This window comes from Streptomyces lomondensis, from assembly GCF_014651035.1.
GTDB classification, from domain to species: domain Bacteria; phylum Actinomycetota; class Actinomycetes; order Streptomycetales; family Streptomycetaceae; genus Streptomyces; species Streptomyces lomondensis.
On record NZ_BMWC01000002.1, the window covers coordinates 425,465 to 444,015 of the forward strand.

Below are 18,551 nucleotides of genomic sequence, written 5' to 3' on the forward strand. Positions count from 1 at the left end.
GGCCCTGTCTCCGCTGGAGACGGGGCCCTCTGGCATATGCCACACCATCGGGTGAACGCGACCGTGAAGGACGCACAGACGTCGTCCGGCCTACGATGATGGTCTCGACACCAGCCACGGGAGGCACCTGATGTCCGCTGCAGCCGTCGAGCGGCCTTACGGAAAGCGTCCGCTGATCGCGGAGGCCAACCGGCTCATGGAGCGCAACCCGGGCTACCGAGTCGAGATCATCGGAGGCCAGATCCTCGTGTCCCCACCTCCCGACGGCCCTCACGGCGATGTCATGACCGACCTGACGCTGCCTTTCATCGCGGCCGGCCTCCACGGGACGGAGTCACGACTGATCCAGGGCATCGGCCTCTGGTTGCCGACCGGGGCGGAGGACTACGCGATCCCGGACCTGTCCCTGGTGGACGCCGACTACCGGGACCACCTCATCGAGAACAACTGCTACGACCCCGTCTGCTTCCGCCTGGTCCTGGAGGTCACCTCCAGCAACTACCGGACGGACCTGCGTACCAAGGTCACCGCGTACGCGGAGGCGAAGGTCCCCGTGTATGTCATCGTCGACCGTAAGCACGAGCGCCTCCACGTCCTCACCGACCCCGTCGGGGACACGTACGAGAACCACCGCCCGCACGCCCCCGGCGAGATCGTCTCCCTTCCCGACTCCCTCGGCGCCAAGGTCACCTTGGACGTTGCGGAGATCTTGAAGGCAGGCCAAGCGAAAAAGGTCGACCGACCCGATCCGGACAGAAACGGAACCTGACCGGCCACTCAGGGCTCGGCGCCAGTCACGTCTGGGACTCCCGTGGCCAGACTGCCCGCATGGCATACCTCAGAAGGGCCGCCGCCGCGCTCCTGGCCACGACATCCGCGCTGCTCACGGCATCCCCCACAGTCTCGGCAACACCCTCCCCCGTCTTCGAGCGGGAGAACTTCAACCGCCTCCCCCTCGGCCCGGTCACCACGGGTCCCGGCTGGACCACCGACACGTCCGACGGCGCCCTCACCGTCGCCCCCAGCTCCGCCGGTCACGGCCGCGAACTCCGCATCCGCACCGAGGGCAACGGCCACGCCTTCCTCGTCTTCCCCGGCCTCGCCCCGCCCGGCAACAGCTTCTGGGCCCGCCTGCGCCTCCGCGTGGACGCCTTCCCCACGGCCCCCGACTGGGCGCACTGGACCCTCGCGGAGGCCTCCGGCCCAGACTCCCCGACCCTGGTCCGCCCACTGGGCGGCCAGTACGCCCCCACCGACCAGGGCAACTTCTGGGGTGTCGGCTCGGACCTCGGCCCCACGGGCGACTGGACGGCCTGGAAGACCTCGGCGCCCGCGCGTCCCGGTGAGTGGCAGTGCGTCGAATTCCACCTGGACGCCACTGACAACCGCGTCACCGTCTACTTCGACGGCGTCGAACAGCCCGACCTGACGGTCTCCACCCACCACCACGGCGGCACGTCGGACCCGTTCGTCTTCCCGGCGTTCGACGAGCTGAAGTTGGGCTGGCAGCTCTACCAGGCCGACCCCAGCCCGTCCTCCTACGACGTCCGCATGGACGACATCGCGCTGAGCACCCGGCGGGTGGGCGGCTGCGGGGCCTGAACAGGCCGGCATGATCGGCAGCCATGTGTTGAACATGTTCAAAAAGGGGTCTAGAGTCTCTCTCGACAGCGTTTTGAACGCGTTCAAGAAGGGTGGGGCAATGGACCGTACGGTCGTCGCCTATGTCATCTACCTGGTGGTCAGCGTCGGGCTGACCATCTGGGTGGCCCGCACGCTCAGCCGGAACGGGAGGGTCTTCCTCGCCGACGTGCTGCACGGCAACGAGAAGCTCGCCGACGCCGTCAACCACCTCCTGGTGGTCGGCTTCTACCTCGTCAACCTCGGGTTCGTCGCGCTGTACCTGAGCGGTGACGAGACCATCACCGACACGCGCGGTGTCTTCGAGGCCCTGTCGACCAAGCTCGGCGTGGTGCTGCTCGTGCTCGGCGTGATGCACCTGGCCAACGTCTACGTGCTGAACCGGATCCGGCGGCGCGGGACCATGGAGCGGGAGCAGGTGCCGCCGGTGCCGCCGCAGGGCTGGGTCGCCCCGTCGGCGCAGGCCTGAGCGGAGGCCCGCATGAACGCCACCGGCGCGAACGCCGGCGTCCCGCACGCACCCGCACCGGTCCGCCGGCTCACCGTCCTGTACGACGCCGAGTGCTCCCTGTGCGCGTTCCTGCGCGACTGGCTCCGGCGGCAGCCCCAGCTGGTGCCGCTGGAGCTGGTCCCGGCCGCCTCCGAGGAGGCCCGGCGGCGCTTTCCCGGCCTCGACCACGGCCGCACCCTCGACGAGATCACCGTTGTGGGTGACGCCGGGCAGGTCTACGAGGGACCCGCCGCCTGGATCGTCACCCTGTGGGCGCTGCGCGAGCACCGGCCGCTCGCCCACCGGCTGAGCACGCCGTCGGGTGCCCGGCTCGCCAAGGGCGCGGTGCTCGCCGCCGCCAAATGGCGCGGGGCGCAGTGGCACCGGGGGCAGCGGGAGGGGGCGCGGTGGGGCGGGCGGGTGTACCGGCGGGCGGACGGGTGGTCGTACGACCCGGACGGCGGCTGGTCCTACACCGCCCCGGGCTGCGCGGACGGCACCTGTGCCCCTCGCCCGGCGCCCGGGCGCTGACGTTAGGCTCTCTTCCCGTGCCCGCGAAGAACGACGGCCCCGGCGACGGCGCCAACCCGACCAAGTCCGAGCAGACCCGCGCGCTGATCCTGGAGACGGCCATGCGGCTGTTCCAGGAGCGCGGCTACGACAAGACGACGATGCGGGCCATCGCCAAGGAGGCCGGGGTCTCCGTCGGGAACGCGTACTACTACTTCGAGGGCAAGGAGCACCTGATCCAGGGCTTCTACGACCGGATCGCCGCCGAGCACCAGGTGGCGGTCCGGGAGATCCTGGACCGGGAGACCGACCTGGAGGCGCGTCTCGCGGGTGTGCTGCGGGCCTGGCTGGACATCGCGGCGCCCTACCACGAGTTCGCGGTGCAGTTCTTCAAGAACGCCGCCGACCCGGACAGCCCGCTCAGCCCCTTCTCCCCCGAGTCGGAGCACGCGCGCGAGGAGGCGATCAGCGTCCACCGGGACGTGCTGGCCGGGGTGAAGACCAAGGTGCCCGAGGAACTGCGGGACATCCTGCCCGAGTTGATGTGGCTGTCCCAGATGGGGCTCTGCCTGTACTGGATCTTCGACCGGACCGAGGGCCGCGAGCGCAGCTACCGGCTCGCCGAGCGCGGTGCCCGGCTCACCGCGCGCGGCGTCGCCCTGGCCCGCTTCCGGGTGCTGCGGCCCCTCGTCCGCGAGGTGCACGAGCTGTTCACGGACTTCCTGCCGGGCATGACGCGGGCGATCCCGGACCCGGCCGCGCGGCGCACCGGCGCCTAGGGTCTGCCGGGGCGTCAGATCCCGGTGAGGCTCCACAGCCGGAACACGCCCGTGCCGTCCGAGAGGTACTGGCCGCCGCCGATGTCCTCGGTGGTGACGACGTACTCCTTCGCCTGCCACAGCGGCAGCACCGGCACGTCCCGCGCGACGGTCTGCTGCACGGCGCGGAAGTCCTGGTCGGCCTCGCTGCGGTCGGCGTAGCGCCGGCTGTCGGTGATGAGCCGGTCGACCGTCTTGCTGCTGTAGCCGGTGTTCATGGCGCTGTCCGTGCCGACGAGCGCGGCGCCGAAGGTGTCCGGGTCGGGGAAGTCGGCGACCCAGCCGACGGCGTACGCGTCGAGCTTGCCGCTCGCCCACCGCTTCTGGAAGTCGGTCCACTCGTAGCCCTGGACCGTGACCTGGAACAGGCCGGTCGCCTCCAGCTCCCGCTTGATCTCGGCGGCCTCCTGCGCACCGGCGCCGCGGCCCTTGGCGTAGCCGTAGGTGAAGCGGACCGGCAGGGTCACGCCGGCCTCGGTGAGGAGCTGCCGTGCCTTCTTCGGGTCCTGCTTCGGGTAGTCGTCGAAGAACGAGGCGGTGTGGCCGGTGAGGCCGGCCGGGATCAGCGAGTACAGCGGGTCGACGGTCCCGTCGTACACGGTGGCGGCCAGCCGCTCGCGGTCGATCAGCCAGGCCATGGCCTGCCGGACCTTCGGGTCGTGCAGGGGCTTGCCCGCACGGGTGTTGAAGTACAGGTTCCGGGTCTCGGAGCCGTCCGCCTCGAAGACGCGCTGCGTGGGGTCGCTCGGGTTCAGTCCGGCGAGCACCTGCGGCGGCAGCTGGCGGGTCGCGACCTCGATCCGCTTGTCCTTCCAGGCGGTGTCCAGGGCGCCGGGGTCGCCGTAGTAGCGCAGTTCGACGGGCCGGTGCGCACCGCCCTGGACGGCGCCCTGGTAGTGCCGGTTGGGGGCGAGGACCGCCCTCCTGTCCTTCGTGTACGAGGTGAGGGTGTACGGGCCCGTGCCGTCGACACCGTCGCCGGTGCGCAGCCTGCCGGCCGGGTACTTGGTGCGGTCGACGATCGAGCCGGCGCCGGTGGCCACCTTGAACGGGAACGTGGCGTCGGGCGAGGACAGGTGGAACGTGACGGTCATGCCGTCGGCGTCCACCGAGCGCAGGGTCTCCAGCAAGGGCGCCGGGCCGACGGGGGACTTGATCCGCAGGATCCGGTCGAAGGAGTACCGCACGTCCTGGGCGGTCATCGTCCGGCCGCTCGGGAAGGTGAGGCCGGAGCGCAGTTCGCAGCGGTACGTCGTCAGGTCGCCGCGCACGAACGAGCAGCTCTTCGCCGCGTCCGGCACGGGGGCGGTGCCGCCCGGGGCGAAGGTCAGCAGCGACTGGAAGACGTTGCTGAACAGCGCCCAGGAGCCCGCGTCGTAGGCGCCGGCCGGGTCGAGCGAGGTGACGGCGTCCGTCGTGCCGACCGTGATGGTCCCGCCGTCGCTCTTCGACGGCAGGAACTGCCAGGCGCCCACGCCCGCGCCGGCCAGGACGAGCAGCGCCGCGATTATCCGTATGCGAACCGATCGCATCGGCTTTGCCCTCCCTGGGCCTCCCCGGGCCCCTTGGGCCCATGTGCGTATGCCACACCCCTTCGTGGCGGGCTCACCCAATCACAGGAGTTTGACCAGGGGGAAGGGAGATCTGATGAGTTGGGAAAGAACTTACCGATGGGCGTTTCGGTCCGGTTTCACAGCGCTCCCCTGAGGTGCGCGGTCAGGCCTGCTTCGACGCCAGCTCGATCAGGGTGATGTCCGACGGAGCGCCGACCCGGGTGGGCGGGCCCCAGGCGCCGGCGCCGCGGGAGACGTAGAGCTGGGTGTCGCCGTAGCGCTCCAGGCCCGCGACGGTGGGGTTGGCCGCGGCGGCGAGGAGGTTGCCGGGCCAGAGCTGGCCGCCGTGGGTGTGGCCGGAGAGCTGGAGGTCGACGCCGTGCTCGACGGCGTCGTGGATCTGGACGGGCTGGTGGGCGAGCAGCACGCAGGCGCGTGCGGTGTCCCGGTCGCCGAGGGCCCTCGCGTAGTCGGGGCCCTGGCCCTCGTCCTCGCCCGCCACGTCGTTGACTCCGGCCAGGTCGAAGTACGGCATCTCCCTGCGGGCGTTCTCCAACGGGGTCAGGCCCAGGCGGCGGACCTCCTCGACCCACTGCTCGGCGCCGGAGAAGTACTCGTGGTTGCCGGTGACGAAGTAGGACCCGTGACGGGCCCTCAGCTGGGCGAGCGGGGCGGCCGCGGGGCCCAGGTCCTTCACACTCCCGTCCACCAGGTCGCCGACGACCGCGATCAGGTCGGGCTGGGTCGCGTTGATCGTGTCGACGACCGTCTGCGCGAAGCCGCGGCCCAGGACCGGGCCGAGGTGGATGTCGCTGACCACGGCGATCCGGTACCCGTGCGCGGCACGCGGCAGCTTGGCCAGCGGCACGGCGACCCGCTTCACCTTCGGCCCACGCAGCACGCCGTAGGTGCCGTACCCCACGGTCCCGACAGCAGCGGCCGCGGCGGCCCCGGCGACGACCCGGGAGACGAAGAGTCGGCGGGAGGGGCCGGTGGGGGCGGGAGTGGTGGGCGCGGAGGCGGTGGGCGCGGTGGGCTCGGGCGCGGTGGGTTCGGAGGCGGTGGGCGCGGAGGCGGTGGGCGCCGTGGACTCGGGGGCGGTGGGAGCGGTGGGCTCGGGCGCGGTGGTGGTGAGCGGCTGGGGTGAGGCCTCGGGGGTGTGGTCGGCCTGCGGGTGGGGGGCGGTCGCTGTGGAGCCGGGGTCGGCGGGCGAGGCGGCTGCCGCGGCGGAAGCGGGCGCGGCGCTGCCACCGTCCGCCTGAGAACCGGCTGCCGCCGTGGAGGCAGGCGCCCCACTGGGCATGCCTGCGATGCCGTCCGCCTGAGAACCGGCTGCCGTCGCCGAGGCAGGCAACCCACCAGGCTCACCGACACCGCCGTCCGCCTGCGAACCGGCCGCCGCCGCACCTGCGGCCACCGCGGGCACCGGCGCACCGGAGGCGCCGCCTCCCTGCGGGGTGGCTGCGGTCGTGGCGGAGGACACGGCCCCGGGCGCGTCCGCGACGCCAGCCGCCTGCGAACCAGCCGTCGTCGCACCGGCAGGCACTCCATCGCCCCGGTCGACCTGCGAGGCGGCGGCCACCTCGGACGCCGCCGCATCGGCGGGCGCGCCCGCGACGCCGTCCCCCTGCGGCCCCGTTCCCCTGTCGGACGCATCGGGCCCCGGGCCCGTTCTCGCTCGCCGGTCCAGGAACCACCGCAGCGGCGGTCGTACGACCTCCCCCGCCAGCACCGCCAGGAACAGGTAGATCGACAGGGCCAGCCACAGGAAGCCCGGCCAGGCGAGGACCTGCTGGAGCCAGAAGGGAGCGCCCGTGCGCTCGGCAACCAGGGCCGTGATCGCGAGGGCCCAGCCGCCGGCGACCAGCACGGCGCCCAGGCGGCGGGTGAGCCCCGGACCCCGGGTCGTGTCGCGGAACAGGCGTCGCCACACGTACCAGTTGGCCGTCACGAGGACGGCCAGGACGAGCAGTGCGACGAGTACGAAGACGATGGGCACGGTGTCGTGTCTCCCGATTGCCGTTATGACGTCCGGCGCAGTGCGCGCAGACCACGCAACCCGATGGCCCCGATGGCCGTCCCCAATACGAAGGAAACGACGGCGAGCAGCAGGTGCACCCAGAAGTAAGCCGTGGGATGACCGTCGTCGAAGGCGAGCCCGCTGCTGTCCATGACAAGGTTCTTGACGAAAGTGATCCAGATGACCCAGCTCCACACCCCGAAGGCGAGCAGGAACCAGGAGACGGGGCGGCTGAGCTTCATGAGTCCAGTATCGCCAGAGCCTGTCCGGTTCCGTTCGCGGGGTGGGGACGGAGGCGGGACTTCCCTGCGTACTGCATGTACGTTTCCGACCGTGCCCGCTCCCAAGAAGACCGCCAGGCGATCCCTGCTGGTCACCTCCGCCGTCCTGTCGTCCCTCGCCCTGGCCGCACCCGCCGCCGTCGCCGCCCCGAGCCCGTCACCGAGCCCTTCGGGCAGCCCGTCGACGAGCCCCTCGGCCACTCCCCCGGCGTCGATGTCGACCGTCGGCGGCGCCCGGCTCGGGCGGGCGGGGACGCAGGTGAACCTGGCGAGCGGCGTGCCGGTGCTGCCGAAGGAGGTGACCGCCCGCTCCTGGATCGTCGCCGACGCCGAGACCGGTGACGTCCTGGCCGCGCACAACGCGCACTGGCGCCTCGCCCCGGCGAGCACGCTGAAGATGCTGTTCGCGGACACGCTGCTGCCGAAGTTCCCCAGGACCGCCAAGCACAAGGTCGCGCCCTCCGACCTGGCGGGCATCGGCTCGGGCTCCAGCATGGTCGGGATAAAGGAGGACGAGACGTACACCGTCCACGACCTGTGGCTCGGGGTCTTCCTGCGCTCCGGCAACGACGCCGTACACGTGCTGTCCGCGATGAACGACGGCATCGAGAACACCGTCAAGGAGATGAACGAGCACGCCGAGGAGCTCCAGGCCCTCGACACGCACGTCGTCAGCCCGGACGGCTACGACGCCGAGGGGCAGGTCTCGTCGGCCTACGACCTGACGCTGATCGCCCGCTCCGGGATGCAGAAGAAGGACTTCCGCGAGTACGCCTCGACGGTCAGCGCGAAGTTCCCCGGCGAGACGAAGAAGGACAAGAAGGGCAAGACGGTCCGCAAGGCCTTCGAGATCCAGAACACCAACCGGCTGCTGGCCGGTGACTCCGACGTGCCCGTCTACCAGGGCATCGCGGGCGTCAAGAACGGCAACACCACCAACGCGGGCGCCACCTTCACCGGCGTCGCCGAGCGGGACGGCAAGGTGCTGCTGGTCACGGTCATGAACCCGGAGAAGGACGAGCACAACGAGGTCTACAAGGAGACCGCCCGGCTGTTCGACTGGGGCTTCAAGGCGGCCGGGAAGGTGCAGCCGGTGGGCGAGCTGGTGCCGCCGAAGAGCGCCGCGCAGGCCAGTGCCCAGCCCGGCGCGAACCCCTCCGGCGAGGCCGGTGGCGCCGGGGACGGCGGCAGCGGCACGGCCGGGACCGGCGCCAAGCCGGTGGCCAGCGCCCCGGCCGCGAAGGGCTCCAGCGGCGTCGGGGTCGCGCTCGGCATCACCGGGGGTGTGCTGGTACTGCTCGCGGGCGGCGCGTTCCTGGTCAACCGCCGCTGGCCGCTGCCGGATCTGGTGCGCCGCCGGACTCGTCCGTGAGGTCCGGGAGTTCGTCCTGCTTGCTCTGCGTCGCCGTCCAGGAGGCGCAGAACAGCACCAGCTTCGAGGTGAAGTTGATCCACAGCAGCAGCGCGACGGGCACGCCGAACGCGCCGTACATGCTCTTCGCGGCCACGCCCTGGAGGTAGCCGCTGAGCAGCAACTTCAGCAGTTCGAAGCCGACCGCGCCGGTCAGCGCCGCCACGAACAGGCGGTGCCGCGTCGGCTCGACGCCGGGCAGCAGTGTCAGGACGTAGAGCAGCAGCAGGAAGTCGGCGAGCACGGCGACCAGGAACGCGGCGGTGTGCAGCAGGATCCCGCCCCAGCCGCCCTCGTCTATGCCCAGCTGCCGGGTGATCCAGCCGATCATCGCGGAGGCGACGGCGGAGGCGGCGATGGTGACGAGGAGCGCGCCGCCGAGGCCGATCAGAACGCCCGCGTCCTTGGCGTAGCGCAGGGCCGGGTTCTCCTCGTCGTCGGGCAGTTCCCACACCGCCCGCAGGCTCTCGCGCATGGAACCGGCCCAGCTGATGCCGGTGAAGAGCAGCAGCGCGCCGGCGATGAGCCCGATCGTGCCGGCGTTGTCCACCAGCCCGGCGATGTCGAGCTGGTCGGAGATGCCGGGCACCTGCTCGGCGATCTTGTCCTGAAGCGCGTTCTGCTGCGCCGTGCTGAGCGTGGCGGCGGCGATGGTGGCGGACACCGTCAGCAGCGGGAAGAGCGCGACGAAACTCCTGAAGGTCATCGCGGCGGCCAGCCGCGTCCACTTCACGCGGTCCAGCCGCTCGAACGACCGCCACGCGTGGGTGATCATCAGCCGCTCCGCCCACGGCCCGACAATCGGGAGCTTTTTCAGCCAGTCCATGATCCGACTCTGCCCTCCGCCCGGAACACCCATGTACGGGTACCCCAGAACCGCAGGACCGTGGCCAGCGCCATGCCGACGACCGCGCCGGAGACGGTGTCCGCGCGCTGCGAGGTGAGTCCGAGGCCGTAGTGGCTGACGGCGAGGCAGAGCAGTTGGACGGCGGCCCCGGCGAGGTTCACCGCGCAGAACACGGCGTACGGGCGCAGGCCCCGGGCCCGCGCGGTGCGGTAGGGGCCGAGGGCGTTGCCCGCGTAAGCGACGGAGCAGGCGGCCACGAAGGACAGGGCCTTGGCGGTGAGCGGGCCGAGGGCGGCGGGGCCGCGCAGGTACGTGAAGAGCGCGAGGTCGACGGCGTAGGCGAGGAGACCGACGGCGGCGAACCCCAGGAGTTCCCGGCGGCACGGGAGCGTGCGGCTCGGGAGCTTGCGGCCCGGGAGCTTGCGGCCCGGAAGCATGCGGCTCGGCCACGCGCGCGTGGTCACCAATTGGCCACCGCCAGGCCGTACATGGCCATCCACACCAGGCCGATGAGGGCGAGCGCCCGGTCGCGCAGGACGACGTCCTCGGGTTCCCCGGCCGTGCCGCGGTCGGCGAAGACGGCGTACCTCAGGATCGCGAGGATGAAGGCGACCATGGACAGCTGCCGCCAGGGCAGCACGCTGGTGTGCGGGACGCCGCCCTCCTCCATGGCCCACAGGCAGTAGCCGAGGACGGCGACACCGGCCGCGAGCTGCCAGACGAAGCGGAGGTAGCCGGTGGTGTACTCGGTGAGCAACGCGCGCGTGGCGCCCGCTTTTCCGGCCATCTGCACGGCCTCCGAGTAGCGCTTGGCCGACACCATGAACAGCGCGCCGAACCCGGTGGTGATCAGGAACCAGCGCGACAGCGGGATGCCGAGGGCGAGTCCGCCGACCATGGCCCGCATCAGGAACCCGGTGGTGACGACGGCCAGGTCGACGACGAGGACGTGCTTGAGGCTGACGCAGTAGGCCAGTTGCATGGCGAGGTAGGCGGTCAGCAGGGCGGCGACGGCCGGGCCGCACAGCCAGGCCGCGGCGCAGGGCGCGAGGACGCCGAGGCAGCCGCCGACGGCGTAGGCGACGGGCACGGGGACCTGTCCGGCGGCGACCGGGCGGTGCCGCTTGACGGGGTGGGCGCGGTCGGCGTCGGCGTCGCGGGCGTCGTTGACGAGGTAGACGGCGGCGGCGCAGGCGGTGAAGAGGACGAAGACCAGGGCGAGTTGGATCAGGGCGTGCCGGGCGAAGAGCTCGCCCGCCGCCGCCGGGGCCGCGACCACGAGGACGTTCTTGATCCACTGCTTGGGCCGCGCGGTCCTGACGAGACCGGCCAGGAGACCGCCCTTGCGGGGTGACGCGGACTGCTGCTCGGGGGCGCGCTGCCGCAGGATGGCCGTCTCAGCCATGGTGGGCGCCTCCTCTCATCCAGCGGGCGCCGAGCCGGGCCGTGAGGGCGCCGAGGGCGGCACCGGCCGCGACGTCGGAGGGGTAGTGGACCCCGACCACCAGGCGTGAGACGCACACGGCTACGGCGAGGGGCGGGACCGCGCGGGCTCCCAGGGCGCCGAAGGCGACGGCGGCGGCCGTGGCGGAGGTGGCGTGGGAGCTGGGGAAGGAGTGCCGGCCGGCCGTGCGCACCAGGGGCTCGACGTGCGCGGGGCGCGGGCGGCGCACGACCCGTTTCACCCCCATGCTGACGAGATGCGCCCCCGCGGTGAGGGCGGTGCCGCGCAGCCAGGCGCCGCGTCTCCTGCGGTCGACGGCGGCTCCGGCGAGCCCCGCCGCCAGCCACAGCGCCGCGTGCTCCCCCGCCCAGGACAGGGCACGCGCGGCACCGGCCACGCGCGGGTCGGTGCCGCACGCCCTGAGCGCCGAAACGATCCGGTGGTCCATGTCGTGCAGGTCGTCGAGGTCGTCCATGTGGACTCACTGTTCACGCCCACCTGGCCTGAACTCCGGCAATATTGAGCGACATCCCATTAATCACCCGTTTCGGGGAGGGATGCCATGTTCTCGAACTAATAGCTCACATGGGGGCGATACGGTCACGGACATGTCTGCCGACACCGATTCCGTCCCCGATTCCGCCCCTGACGTCATGGGCCTGGACCACACCACCGTCACCGGCTGGGGCCGCACCGCTCCGACGGCCGCCCGGCTGATCCGCCCGCGGACGTACGAGGAGGCCGCGGCGGCCGTCCGGGAGTGCGGGGCCCGCGGCGGGATCCCCCGGGGCCTGGGCCGGGCGTACGGGGACGCGGCGCAGAACGCGGGCGGGTCCGTGCTCGACATGACGGGCCTGGACCGCGTCCACGCGATCGACGCCGACGGCGGCACCGTGCTGTGCGACGCGGGCGTCTCCCTGCACCGGCTGATGGAGGTGCTGCTGCCGCTCGGCTGGTTCGTGCCGGTCACCCCCGGCACCCGCTACGTCACCGTCGGCGGGGCGATCGGCGCCGACATCCACGGCAAGAACCACCACGTCTCGGGCTCCTTCGCCCGGCACGTGCTCGCCCTCGAACTGCTCACCGCGGACGGCGAGATCCGCACGGTGATCCCCGGCACGCCCCTGTTCGACGCCACCGCGGGCGGCATGGGCCTGACGGGTGTGATCCTCACCGCGACGATCCGGCTCCAGCCGGTCGAGACCTCGCTGATGTCGGTCGACACCGAACGGGCGACGGACCTCGACGACCTGATGGCCCGGCTGGCGGCCACCGACCACCGCTACCGCTACTCGGTCGCCTGGATCGACCTGCTGGCCCGCGGCGCGGCGACCGGCCGCGCGGTCCTCACCCGCGGCGACCACGCGCCCCTGGACGCGCTCCCCGCCCGCCTGCGCCGGGACCCGCTGTCCTTCCGCACGCCGCGCCTCCCGTCCGCGCCCGCCGTCCTCCCCGAGGGCCTGCTCAGCCGGACCACCGTGGGCCTGTTCAACGAGCTCTGGTACCGCAAGTCCCCCCGCGCCCGGGCCGGCCGACTCCAGCGGATCTCCGCCTTCTTCCACCCCCTGGACGGCGTGCCCCACTGGAACCGCGTCTACGGCCGGGGCGGCTTCGTGCAGTACCAGTTCGTCGTCGGCTACGGCCAGGAGGACGCCCTGCGCCGCATCGTGCGCCGGATCTCCGAACGCCGCTGCCCGTCCTTCCTGGCCGTCCTCAAGCGCTTCGGGGAGTCCGACCCGGGCTGGCTGTCCTTCCCCGTGCCGGGCTGGACGCTGGCGCTGGACATCCCGGCGGGCCTGCCCGGCCTCGGCGCGTTCCTCGACGAGCTCGACGAGGAGGTCGCCGCCGCGGGCGGCCGGGTCTACCTCGCCAAGGACGCCCGGCTGCGCCCGGAACTGCTCGCGGCGATGTACCCGCGCCTCGACGACTTCCGCACCCTGCGCGCCGAACTGGACCCGCACGGGGTCTTCGTGTCCGACCTGGCCCGCCGCCTCGGTCTTTAGGCAACAACTAGGAGCTGTCATGAAGGACGCCTTCGGCCTCCCCCAGTCCCTGCTCGTCCTCGGCGGTACGTCAGAGATCGCGCTGGCGACCGCCCGCCGGCTGATCGCCCGGCGCACCCGTACGGTCTGGCTGGCGGGCCGTCCCTCGCCCGCCCTGGAGGAGGCCGCCGGGCAGCTGCGCGGGCTCGGGGCGGAGGTGCACACCGTCGCCTTCGACGCGCTGGACCCCACCTCCCACGAGGCCGTGCTCGGGAAGATCTTCGCCGAGGGCGACATCGACATGGTGCTGCTCGCCTTCGGGCTCCTGGGCGACCAGGCCCGTGACGAACGGGAACCGGAGGCGGCGGTGCGGGTCGCGCAGACCAACTACACCGGCGCGGTCTCGGCGGGCCTGGTGTGCGCCCGCGCGCTCCAGTCCCAGGGGCACGGCTCGCTGGTCGTGATGTCGTCCGTCGCGGGCGAGCGGGCCCGCCGTGCGAACTTCATCTACGGCTCCAGCAAGGCCGGCCTGGACGCCTTCGCGCAGGGCCTGGGCGACGCGCTGCACGGCACGGGCGTACACGTCATGGTCGTACGCCCCGGCTTCGTCCGGACCCGGATGACCGCCGGCCTGCCCGAGTCGCCGCTCGCGACGACGCCCGAGGCGGTCGCGACGGCCGTGGAGCTGGGTCTGCGGCGCCGCTCGGAGACGGTCTGGGTGCCGGGCGCGCTGCGGGTGGTCATGTCGGCGCTACGGCATCTGCCACGGGGCGTGTTCCGGCGACTGCCGATCTGATCCGCGGGTCGGGTTTCGGCGACTGCCGATCTGATCCGCAGGCCGGGTTTCGGCGGCTGTGGCCTGCCCCGCCGGGGGGCGGCTGCTGCCGGGTGCCCGGCGGCTGGTAGCTGTCCCGCCGGGGGTCCGGCAGCTGGCGGCTGACCCACCGGGACTCCTGGCGGCCGGCGGCTGACCCGCCGGGTGTCCGGCAGCTGCCAGCCGACCTGCCAGGTGCCCGGCGGCCGACGGCTGCCCCACCGGGACACCGCGCAGCTGACCCGCCGGAACTCCGGCAGCTGCCGACTGACGCCGGGCACCCGGCGGCCGGGCGGGTGACCCACCGGGACTCCGCGCGGCCGACAGCTGATCCACCGGGACACCGGCAACTGCCGACTGACCTGCCCGGGTGCTCGGAGGCTGCCGGCCAACCCACCGGGAGTCCGGCATCTGCGTTCGGACCGCGACTGGATCAGCGCGTCGGGACCGAGCCGCGCTCCACGCGTCCGGCCTGTGGCGGGACCACCGAGCCGCCGAAGGTGAACTCGCGGAGCTTGCGCCAGACCCCGTCGGCGCCCTGCTCGTAGAGGGCGAATCCCGTGCAGGGCCACTCGGCCTCGTAGCCGGCGAGTTCCTCGAAGGCGCGGTCCATCGCCGCCTCCTCGATGCCGTGCGCGACCGTGACGTGCGGGTGGTACGGGAACTGAAGTTCGCGTGCGACCGGCCCGGCGGGGTCGCGGACCTGCTGCTGGAGCTCCGTACAGGCCTCCGCGCCCGCGACGACCCGGACGAACACCACCGGCGACAGGGGCCGGAACGTGCCCGTGCCGGACAGCCGCATGGGGAACGGGCGACCGGCTGCGGCGACCTCGGTCAGATGCGCCTCGACGGCCGGCAGGGACGCCTCGTCGATCTCCGTCGGCGGCAGCAGGGTGACGTGCGTGGGGATGCCGTGAGCCGCGGCGTCGCCGAAGCCCGCGCGCAGCTGCTGAAGCCGGCTGCCGTGAGGCTCCGGGACCGCGATCGAGACACCGATCGTTACGGTCCCCACATCGTCTCCTGTCGGTTCAGTTAGCGGGCCGCTGATACGACCACCCGGTTATCGACTGTACGGCCACGGCCGGGTTACGGGCAGGCGCAACCGAAGTGATGTACGGCGCTGTTCGGTGGTACGGCTGTGCGCGGGGGTGGCGTTCAGTGCTTGGCGGGCAGGAAGCCGACCCTGTCGTACGCCTGGGCGAGGGTCTCCCCGGCGACCGCGCGGGCCTTCTCGGCGCCCTTGGCCAGGATCGAGTCGAGCGTCTCGGGGTCGTCCAGGTACTGCTGGGTGCGCTCCCGGAACGGCGTCACGAACTCGACCATGATCTCGGCGAGGTCCGTCTTGAGGGCGCCGTACAGCTTGCCCTCGTACTCCTGCTCCAGCTCGGCGACCGACCTGCCGGTGAGCGTGGAGTGGATGGTGAGGAGGTTCGACACGCCGGGCTTGTTCTCCACGTCGTAGCGGATCACGGTGTCCGTGTCGGTGACCGCGCTCTTGACCTTCTTCGCCGTGGCCTTCGGCTCGTCGAGGAGGTTGATGAGGCCCTTCGGCGTGGACGCCGACTTGCTCATCTTGATCGACGGGTCCTGAAGGTCGTAGATCTTGGCCGTCTCCTTGAGGATGTACGGCTTCGGGAGGGTGAAGGTGGGGCCGAAGCGGCCGTTGAAGCGCTCGGCGAGGTCGCGGGTGAGCTCGATGTGCTGGCGCTGGTCCTCGCCGACCGGGACCTCGTTCGCCTGGTAGAGCAGGATGTCCGCGACCTGGAGGATCGGGTACGTGAACAGGCCGACGGACGCACGCTCGGCGCCCTGCTTGGCGGACTTGTCCTTGAACTGGGTCATACGGCTGGCCTCGCCGAAGCCGGTGAGGCAGTTCATGATCCAGGCGAGCTGGGCGTGCTCGGGGACATGGCTCTGGACGAAGAGCGTGCAGCGGTCCGGGTCCAGCCCCGCGGCCAGCAGCTGGGCGGCGGCCATGCGGGTGTTCGCGCGCAGGTCCTTCGGGTCCTGCGGGATGGTGATCGCGTGCAGGTCGACCACCATGTAGAACGCGTCGTGGGTCTCCTGGAGGGACACCCACTGGCGGACGGCGCCGAGGTAGTTGCCGAGGTGGAACGAGCCGGCGGTGGGCTGGATGCCGGAGAGCACGCGGGGTCGGTCAGAGGCCATGTTCACCATTCTCTCAGGTCGCGGGGACCGGTCCGGAACCGGCCGCGAACAGATGGGAACCGATCCGTCCCCGGCGGTGTAACAAGAGTGTGAGAACGCGGGAGGGGGGCCGCATCGTCGATGAGGCCGCGGTGATCGCACGCGTACGCGCCGGAGAGCCGGAGGCGTACGCGGAGCTGGTGCGGGCCCATACGGGCATCGCGCTCAGGGCGGCTGCCGCGCTCGGGGCGGGTGCGGACGCGGAGGACGTGGTACAGCAGGCCTTCGTCAAGGCCTACAGCGCGTTGGGCCGGTTCAGGGACGGCATGGCGTTCAAGCCGTGGCTGCTGGCGATCGTCGCCAATGAGACGAGGAATACAGTGCGCTCGGCGGCGCGCCAGCGCACCCTGGTCGGCCGTGAGGCGGCGCTCATGGAGGCGGAGCCGCTGATACCGGATGCAGCGGACCCGGTGGTCGCGACGCTGGAGACGGAGCGCCGCGCGGCACTGCTGGCCGCCCTGGAGAAGCTGAGCGAGGAACACCGCCTGGTCGTCACCTACCGCTATCTGCTGGAGATGGACGAACGCGAGACGGCCCAGGCGCTCGGCGGGCCGCGCGGCACGGTGAAGTCCCGGCTGAACCGCGCCCTGCGGAAGCTGGCCCGCCTGCTGCCGGATTTCCGTCCTCGGGAAGCTCCGAAATTTCAGGAAGCCCAGGAAGCCCGGGAAGCCCGGAAACCTCGGAAAGCTCGGGAAGGGGGTGAGGAGCGTGAGTGAGTCCTACGACGACGAGTCGTACGACGGTGAGGGCGGCGCTGGTGAGGGCCGCGCCGGTGGGCGGCGTGGCGCGGGGCGGCGACCCGGTGGCGGGCGCCCGTCCGGCGCGGGGCGGCGGCCCGGCACTGGATACCGACGCGGCGAGCCCTCCCGGCTGCCGGAGGAGCTGCGGGCGCTCGGCCGGTCGCTGGACCCGCCCGGGACCGACGGGTCCGGCCGGTCCGCCGATGCCGAGACCATGGTCGAGAGGGTGCTGGGGCAGATACTCGCCGAGGGTGTGCCGGTCCCGGTGGCCGAGCCGGACCGGCCCGCCGAGCGGCTGCGGGCGGTGCGGCGCTGGACGGGGATGCGGTGGCGTTCGCTGACGGCGACGCTGTGCGGCCTGCTGACGGTGCTCGTGCTCACGCCCCCGGTGCGGGCCACGGTCCTCGACTGGTTCGACTTCGGCGGGGTCGAGGTGCGGTACGCCCCGTCGGCGACACCGTCGAGCGCCGAGGTGCCGGGCTGCCCGCGTCCTGTGTCCCTCGCCGAGGCCGAGCGGCGCACGGGCTTCCGCCCGCTGGTGCCGCCGGCGCTCGGCACGCCGGACGCGGTGACCGTGACCCGGCAGCCGCAGGGGCGGTACCTGACGACACTGTGCTGGCGGGAGAGCGGCGGCACGATACGGCTGGACGAGTATCCGGCGCGGCTGGGCGTGGAGTTCGTCAAGACGGTGCCGCAGCCTGCGGAGTGGGTGCCGCTGGACGAGGGCACCTCCCAGGCCGGCCCCTCGGACGTGGCCGTGTGGCTTCCGCGCCCCCACCTGCTGAGCTTCTGGCTGGAGGACGCACAGGGTGACCGCTTCCTGCGCGAGGAGCGCCCGGCGGGGCCGACGCTGCTGTGGACCCACGGCGGGCGGGCGACGCTCCGCTTGGAGGGTGTGGCCTCGAAGGAGCGGGCGGCGGCGGTGGCGCGGTCGCTGCGGTAGCGGTCAGGGACGGGCGTCTGTCGCGGGGGCCCGTCCCTGAGGCCTTCTCCATCGGTCCCGGTGGGGTGGGAACCCCGGAGGGTCGGGCGGTGTACCAGGAGTGACACAGCGGGTGCGGCTGCCGCGCCGCATCGGGACCGGGGAGGGTCGCATGGTGAGGATGCGTCAACTGATCGCGGTGACGGGGGCGTTGGTTTCCCTGTTCGCCGTGGCGCTGCTGGGAGCGCCGTCCGCGTCGGCCGGCGGGCCGACGAGCGTGTTCCTGGCGTCGCCCACGAGTCAACGGGCCGCGGGGCTCTATGCCGGGGACCGTGAGTACGCCGAGTTGGAGAAGCTCCTCGGCCGAGCGGGCGGCGAGCTCGACAACGCCCCGCGGGTGGAGCCGCCGGAGCTGGGCGACGGCCCGGGCGAGTGGGTCAGCATCACGTGGATGATCCACAACGTGGACCCCTGGCGACAGGACACGGTGCTCGTCGGCCGTCCACAGCCGGGGGACGTGGTGATTCGGACGGCGATGGGGACCCCGCTTCCCTCCACCGGCCAGTGGCACCGCGCCAGGCAGCCGGCCCGGCTGCACGCGTTGCTGGAGCGGCTCGGCGTGCTCGGCGAGGCCTCGGGCGCGCCGAGCACCGGGACCTCGCCCTCGGCCGCGCCCACCAGGACCACCGCGGCGAGCACGGACGAGGGTGCGCAGTGGTGGTGGGCACTGCCGGGACTGGCCGCGGGTCTGGTCCTCGGGGGCGGCGGCTCGGTGCTGATACGCCGCGCGGCGGCCCGGCACGATGCGGGGCCGCCGCGCGGGGAGCCGCGGCAGGAGTTGATCGACCGGTGAGGGTCGGGGCTGCCTGT

General features: G+C 72.4%; 20 protein-coding genes. 11 read left to right on the plus strand and 9 right to left on the minus strand.

Annotated elements, in window-relative coordinates:
• Positions 1-130 precede the first annotated feature (130 nt).
• From IE255_RS09355 to IE255_RS09375, 5 genes are all read left to right on the plus strand, one after another.
• On the plus strand, positions 131-769 hold the full coding sequence (locus IE255_RS09355; RefSeq protein WP_190049719.1) for a Uma2 family endonuclease: 639 nt from the start codon (positions 131-133) through the stop codon (positions 767-769).
• Between the two features lie 59 nt (positions 770-828).
• Entirely contained in the window at positions 829-1,602 is a 774-nt protein-coding gene (locus IE255_RS09360) for a LamG-like jellyroll fold domain-containing protein (protein ID WP_190049720.1), read from the plus strand.
• A 100-nt stretch (positions 1,603-1,702) separates the two neighbouring features.
• A complete protein-coding gene (locus tag IE255_RS09365; RefSeq protein ID WP_190049721.1) occupies positions 1,703-2,110 on the plus strand; it encodes a hypothetical protein in 408 nt (135 codons plus the stop codon).
• A gap of 12 nt (positions 2,111-2,122) precedes the next feature.
• Positions 2,123-2,662, plus strand: a complete 540-nt coding sequence (locus tag IE255_RS09370; protein WP_190049722.1) for a thiol-disulfide oxidoreductase DCC family protein — start codon at positions 2,123-2,125, stop codon at positions 2,660-2,662.
• Positions 2,663-2,679: 17 nt separating this feature from the next.
• Positions 2,680-3,420: a TetR/AcrR family transcriptional regulator gene (locus tag IE255_RS09375; RefSeq protein WP_190049723.1), complete on the plus strand. Its 741-nt coding sequence runs from the start codon at positions 2,680-2,682 to the stop codon at positions 3,418-3,420.
• A 14-nt stretch (positions 3,421-3,434) separates the two neighbouring features.
• Here the strand turns inward: IE255_RS09375 and IE255_RS09380 are convergent, their stop codons facing one another.
• The 3 genes from IE255_RS09380 to IE255_RS09390 all read right to left on the minus strand — a co-directional run bounded on the left by IE255_RS09380 (position 3,435) and on the right by IE255_RS09390 (position 7,274).
• Complete coding sequence (locus IE255_RS09380; protein WP_190049724.1) at positions 3,435-4,991, minus strand: ABC transporter substrate-binding protein; 1,557 nt, start codon at positions 4,989-4,991, stop codon at positions 3,435-3,437.
• 184 nt (positions 4,992-5,175) lie between these two features.
• A complete protein-coding gene (locus IE255_RS09385; RefSeq protein ID WP_443732516.1) occupies positions 5,176-6,558 on the minus strand; it encodes a metallophosphoesterase in 1,383 nt (460 codons plus the stop codon).
• Between the two features lie 476 nt (positions 6,559-7,034).
• Positions 7,035-7,274: an SCO4848 family membrane protein gene (locus IE255_RS09390; protein ID WP_190049726.1), complete on the minus strand. Its 240-nt coding sequence runs from the start codon at positions 7,272-7,274 to the stop codon at positions 7,035-7,037.
• 91 nt (positions 7,275-7,365) lie between these two features.
• Between IE255_RS09390 and IE255_RS09395 the strand changes: the two genes are divergently transcribed.
• Positions 7,366-8,685, plus strand: a complete 1,320-nt coding sequence (locus IE255_RS09395) for a D-alanyl-D-alanine carboxypeptidase family protein (RefSeq protein ID WP_372487519.1) — start codon at positions 7,366-7,368, stop codon at positions 8,683-8,685.
• Here the strand turns inward: IE255_RS09395 and IE255_RS09400 are convergent.
• The 4 genes from IE255_RS09400 to IE255_RS09415 are packed head-to-tail and all read right to left on the minus strand — an operon-like array spanning position 8,633 to position 11,490.
• Positions 8,633-9,550, minus strand: a complete 918-nt coding sequence (locus tag IE255_RS09400) for a YihY/virulence factor BrkB family protein (RefSeq protein WP_190049728.1) — start codon at positions 9,548-9,550, stop codon at positions 8,633-8,635. The genes IE255_RS09395 and IE255_RS09400 overlap by 53 nt on opposite strands.
• Positions 9,538-10,008, minus strand: coding sequence for a GtrA family protein (locus tag IE255_RS09405; RefSeq protein WP_190050094.1), 471 nt, complete (start codon positions 10,006-10,008; stop codon positions 9,538-9,540). The genes IE255_RS09400 and IE255_RS09405 overlap by 13 nt, the downstream gene beginning before the upstream one ends.
• A gap of 23 nt (positions 10,009-10,031) precedes the next feature.
• Positions 10,032-10,976 (minus strand): decaprenyl-phosphate phosphoribosyltransferase, encoded by a 945-nt coding sequence (locus IE255_RS09410; RefSeq protein WP_190049729.1) that lies wholly within the window; start codon positions 10,974-10,976, stop codon positions 10,032-10,034.
• Positions 10,969-11,490: a phosphatase PAP2 family protein gene (locus IE255_RS09415; protein ID WP_190049730.1), complete on the minus strand. Its 522-nt coding sequence runs from the start codon at positions 11,488-11,490 to the stop codon at positions 10,969-10,971. Before IE255_RS09415 ends, IE255_RS09410 begins: the two co-directional genes overlap by 8 nt.
• Positions 11,491-11,623: 133 nt before the next feature.
• Here IE255_RS09415 and dprE1 point away from each other — a divergent pair, with 133 nt between their 5' ends.
• Together dprE1 and dprE2 are read left to right on the plus strand one after the other, a co-directional pair.
• Complete coding sequence (dprE1, locus tag IE255_RS09420) at positions 11,624-13,018, plus strand: decaprenylphosphoryl-beta-D-ribose oxidase (protein WP_308280864.1); 1,395 nt, start codon at positions 11,624-11,626, stop codon at positions 13,016-13,018.
• Positions 13,019-13,037: 19 nt separating this feature from the next.
• Positions 13,038-13,793 carry a decaprenylphospho-beta-D-erythro-pentofuranosid-2-ulose 2-reductase gene (gene dprE2 / locus IE255_RS09425; protein ID WP_190049731.1) on the plus strand — a complete coding sequence of 252 codons (756 nt, stop codon included), beginning with the start codon at positions 13,038-13,040 and terminating at the stop codon, positions 13,791-13,793.
• 451 nt (positions 13,794-14,244) lie between these two features.
• Here dprE2 and IE255_RS09430 read toward each other — a convergent pair whose 3' ends face one another.
• Together IE255_RS09430 and trpS are read right to left on the minus strand one after the other, a co-directional pair.
• A complete protein-coding gene (locus tag IE255_RS09430) occupies positions 14,245-14,823 on the minus strand; it encodes a 2'-5' RNA ligase family protein (protein WP_190049732.1) in 579 nt (192 codons plus the stop codon).
• A gap of 143 nt (positions 14,824-14,966) precedes the next feature.
• The gene (gene trpS / locus IE255_RS09435; RefSeq protein WP_190049733.1) at positions 14,967-15,980 is read right to left on the minus strand and encodes a tryptophan--tRNA ligase; all 1,014 of its coding nucleotides are present in this window, start codon (positions 15,978-15,980) and stop codon (positions 14,967-14,969) included.
• Between the two features lie 131 nt (positions 15,981-16,111).
• Between trpS and IE255_RS09440 the strand changes: the two genes are divergently transcribed.
• The 3 genes from IE255_RS09440 (at position 16,112) to IE255_RS09450 (ending at position 18,534) form a co-directional block, all read left to right on the plus strand.
• The gene (locus IE255_RS09440) at positions 16,112-16,735 is read left to right on the plus strand and encodes an RNA polymerase sigma factor (RefSeq protein ID WP_190049734.1); all 624 of its coding nucleotides are present in this window, start codon (positions 16,112-16,114) and stop codon (positions 16,733-16,735) included.
• On the plus strand, positions 16,728-17,702 hold the full coding sequence (locus tag IE255_RS09445; RefSeq protein WP_372487518.1) for a WS/DGAT domain-containing protein: 975 nt from the start codon (positions 16,728-16,730) through the stop codon (positions 17,700-17,702). Before IE255_RS09440 ends, IE255_RS09445 begins: the two co-directional genes overlap by 8 nt.
• 151 nt (positions 17,703-17,853) lie before the next feature.
• On the plus strand, positions 17,854-18,534 hold the full coding sequence (locus IE255_RS09450; RefSeq protein WP_229906332.1) for a hypothetical protein: 681 nt from the start codon (positions 17,854-17,856) through the stop codon (positions 18,532-18,534).
• The last annotated feature ends 17 nt before the right edge of the window (positions 18,535-18,551 follow it).

Bases quoted from the DNA above. Each gene is read 5' to 3' on its own strand.
- IE255_RS09410 (WP_190049729.1), bottom strand. From the start codon at position 10,976: ATGGCTGAGACGGCCATCCTGCGGCAGCGCGCCCCCGAGCAGCAGTCC.
- IE255_RS09400 (WP_190049728.1), bottom strand. From the start codon at position 9,550: ATGGACTGGCTGAAAAAGCTCCCGATTGTCGGGCCGTGGGCGGAGCGG.
- IE255_RS09415 (WP_190049730.1), bottom strand. From the start codon at position 11,490: ATGGACGACCTCGACGACCTGCACGACATGGACCACCGGATCGTTTCG.
- IE255_RS09450 (WP_229906332.1), top strand. From the start codon at position 17,854: ATGGTGAGGATGCGTCAACTGATCGCGGTGACGGGGGCGTTGGTTTCC.
- IE255_RS09390 (WP_190049726.1), bottom strand. From the start codon at position 7,274: ATGAAGCTCAGCCGCCCCGTCTCCTGGTTCCTGCTCGCCTTCGGGGTG.
- IE255_RS09355 (WP_190049719.1), top strand. From the start codon at position 131: ATGTCCGCTGCAGCCGTCGAGCGGCCTTACGGAAAGCGTCCGCTGATC.
- IE255_RS09370 (WP_190049722.1), top strand. From the start codon at position 2,123: ATGAACGCCACCGGCGCGAACGCCGGCGTCCCGCACGCACCCGCACCG.
- IE255_RS09365 (WP_190049721.1), top strand. From the start codon at position 1,703: ATGGACCGTACGGTCGTCGCCTATGTCATCTACCTGGTGGTCAGCGTC.
- trpS (WP_190049733.1), bottom strand. From the start codon at position 15,980: ATGGCCTCTGACCGACCCCGCGTGCTCTCCGGCATCCAGCCCACCGCC.
- dprE1 (WP_308280864.1), top strand. From the start codon at position 11,624: ATGTCTGCCGACACCGATTCCGTCCCCGATTCCGCCCCTGACGTCATG.
- IE255_RS09360 (WP_190049720.1), top strand. From the start codon at position 829: ATGGCATACCTCAGAAGGGCCGCCGCCGCGCTCCTGGCCACGACATCC.
- dprE2 (WP_190049731.1), top strand. From the start codon at position 13,038: ATGAAGGACGCCTTCGGCCTCCCCCAGTCCCTGCTCGTCCTCGGCGGT.
- IE255_RS09405 (WP_190050094.1), bottom strand. From the start codon at position 10,008: ATGCTTCCGGGCCGCAAGCTCCCGGGCCGCAAGCTCCCGAGCCGCACG.
- IE255_RS09380 (WP_190049724.1), bottom strand. From the start codon at position 4,991: ATGCGATCGGTTCGCATACGGATAATCGCGGCGCTGCTCGTCCTGGCC.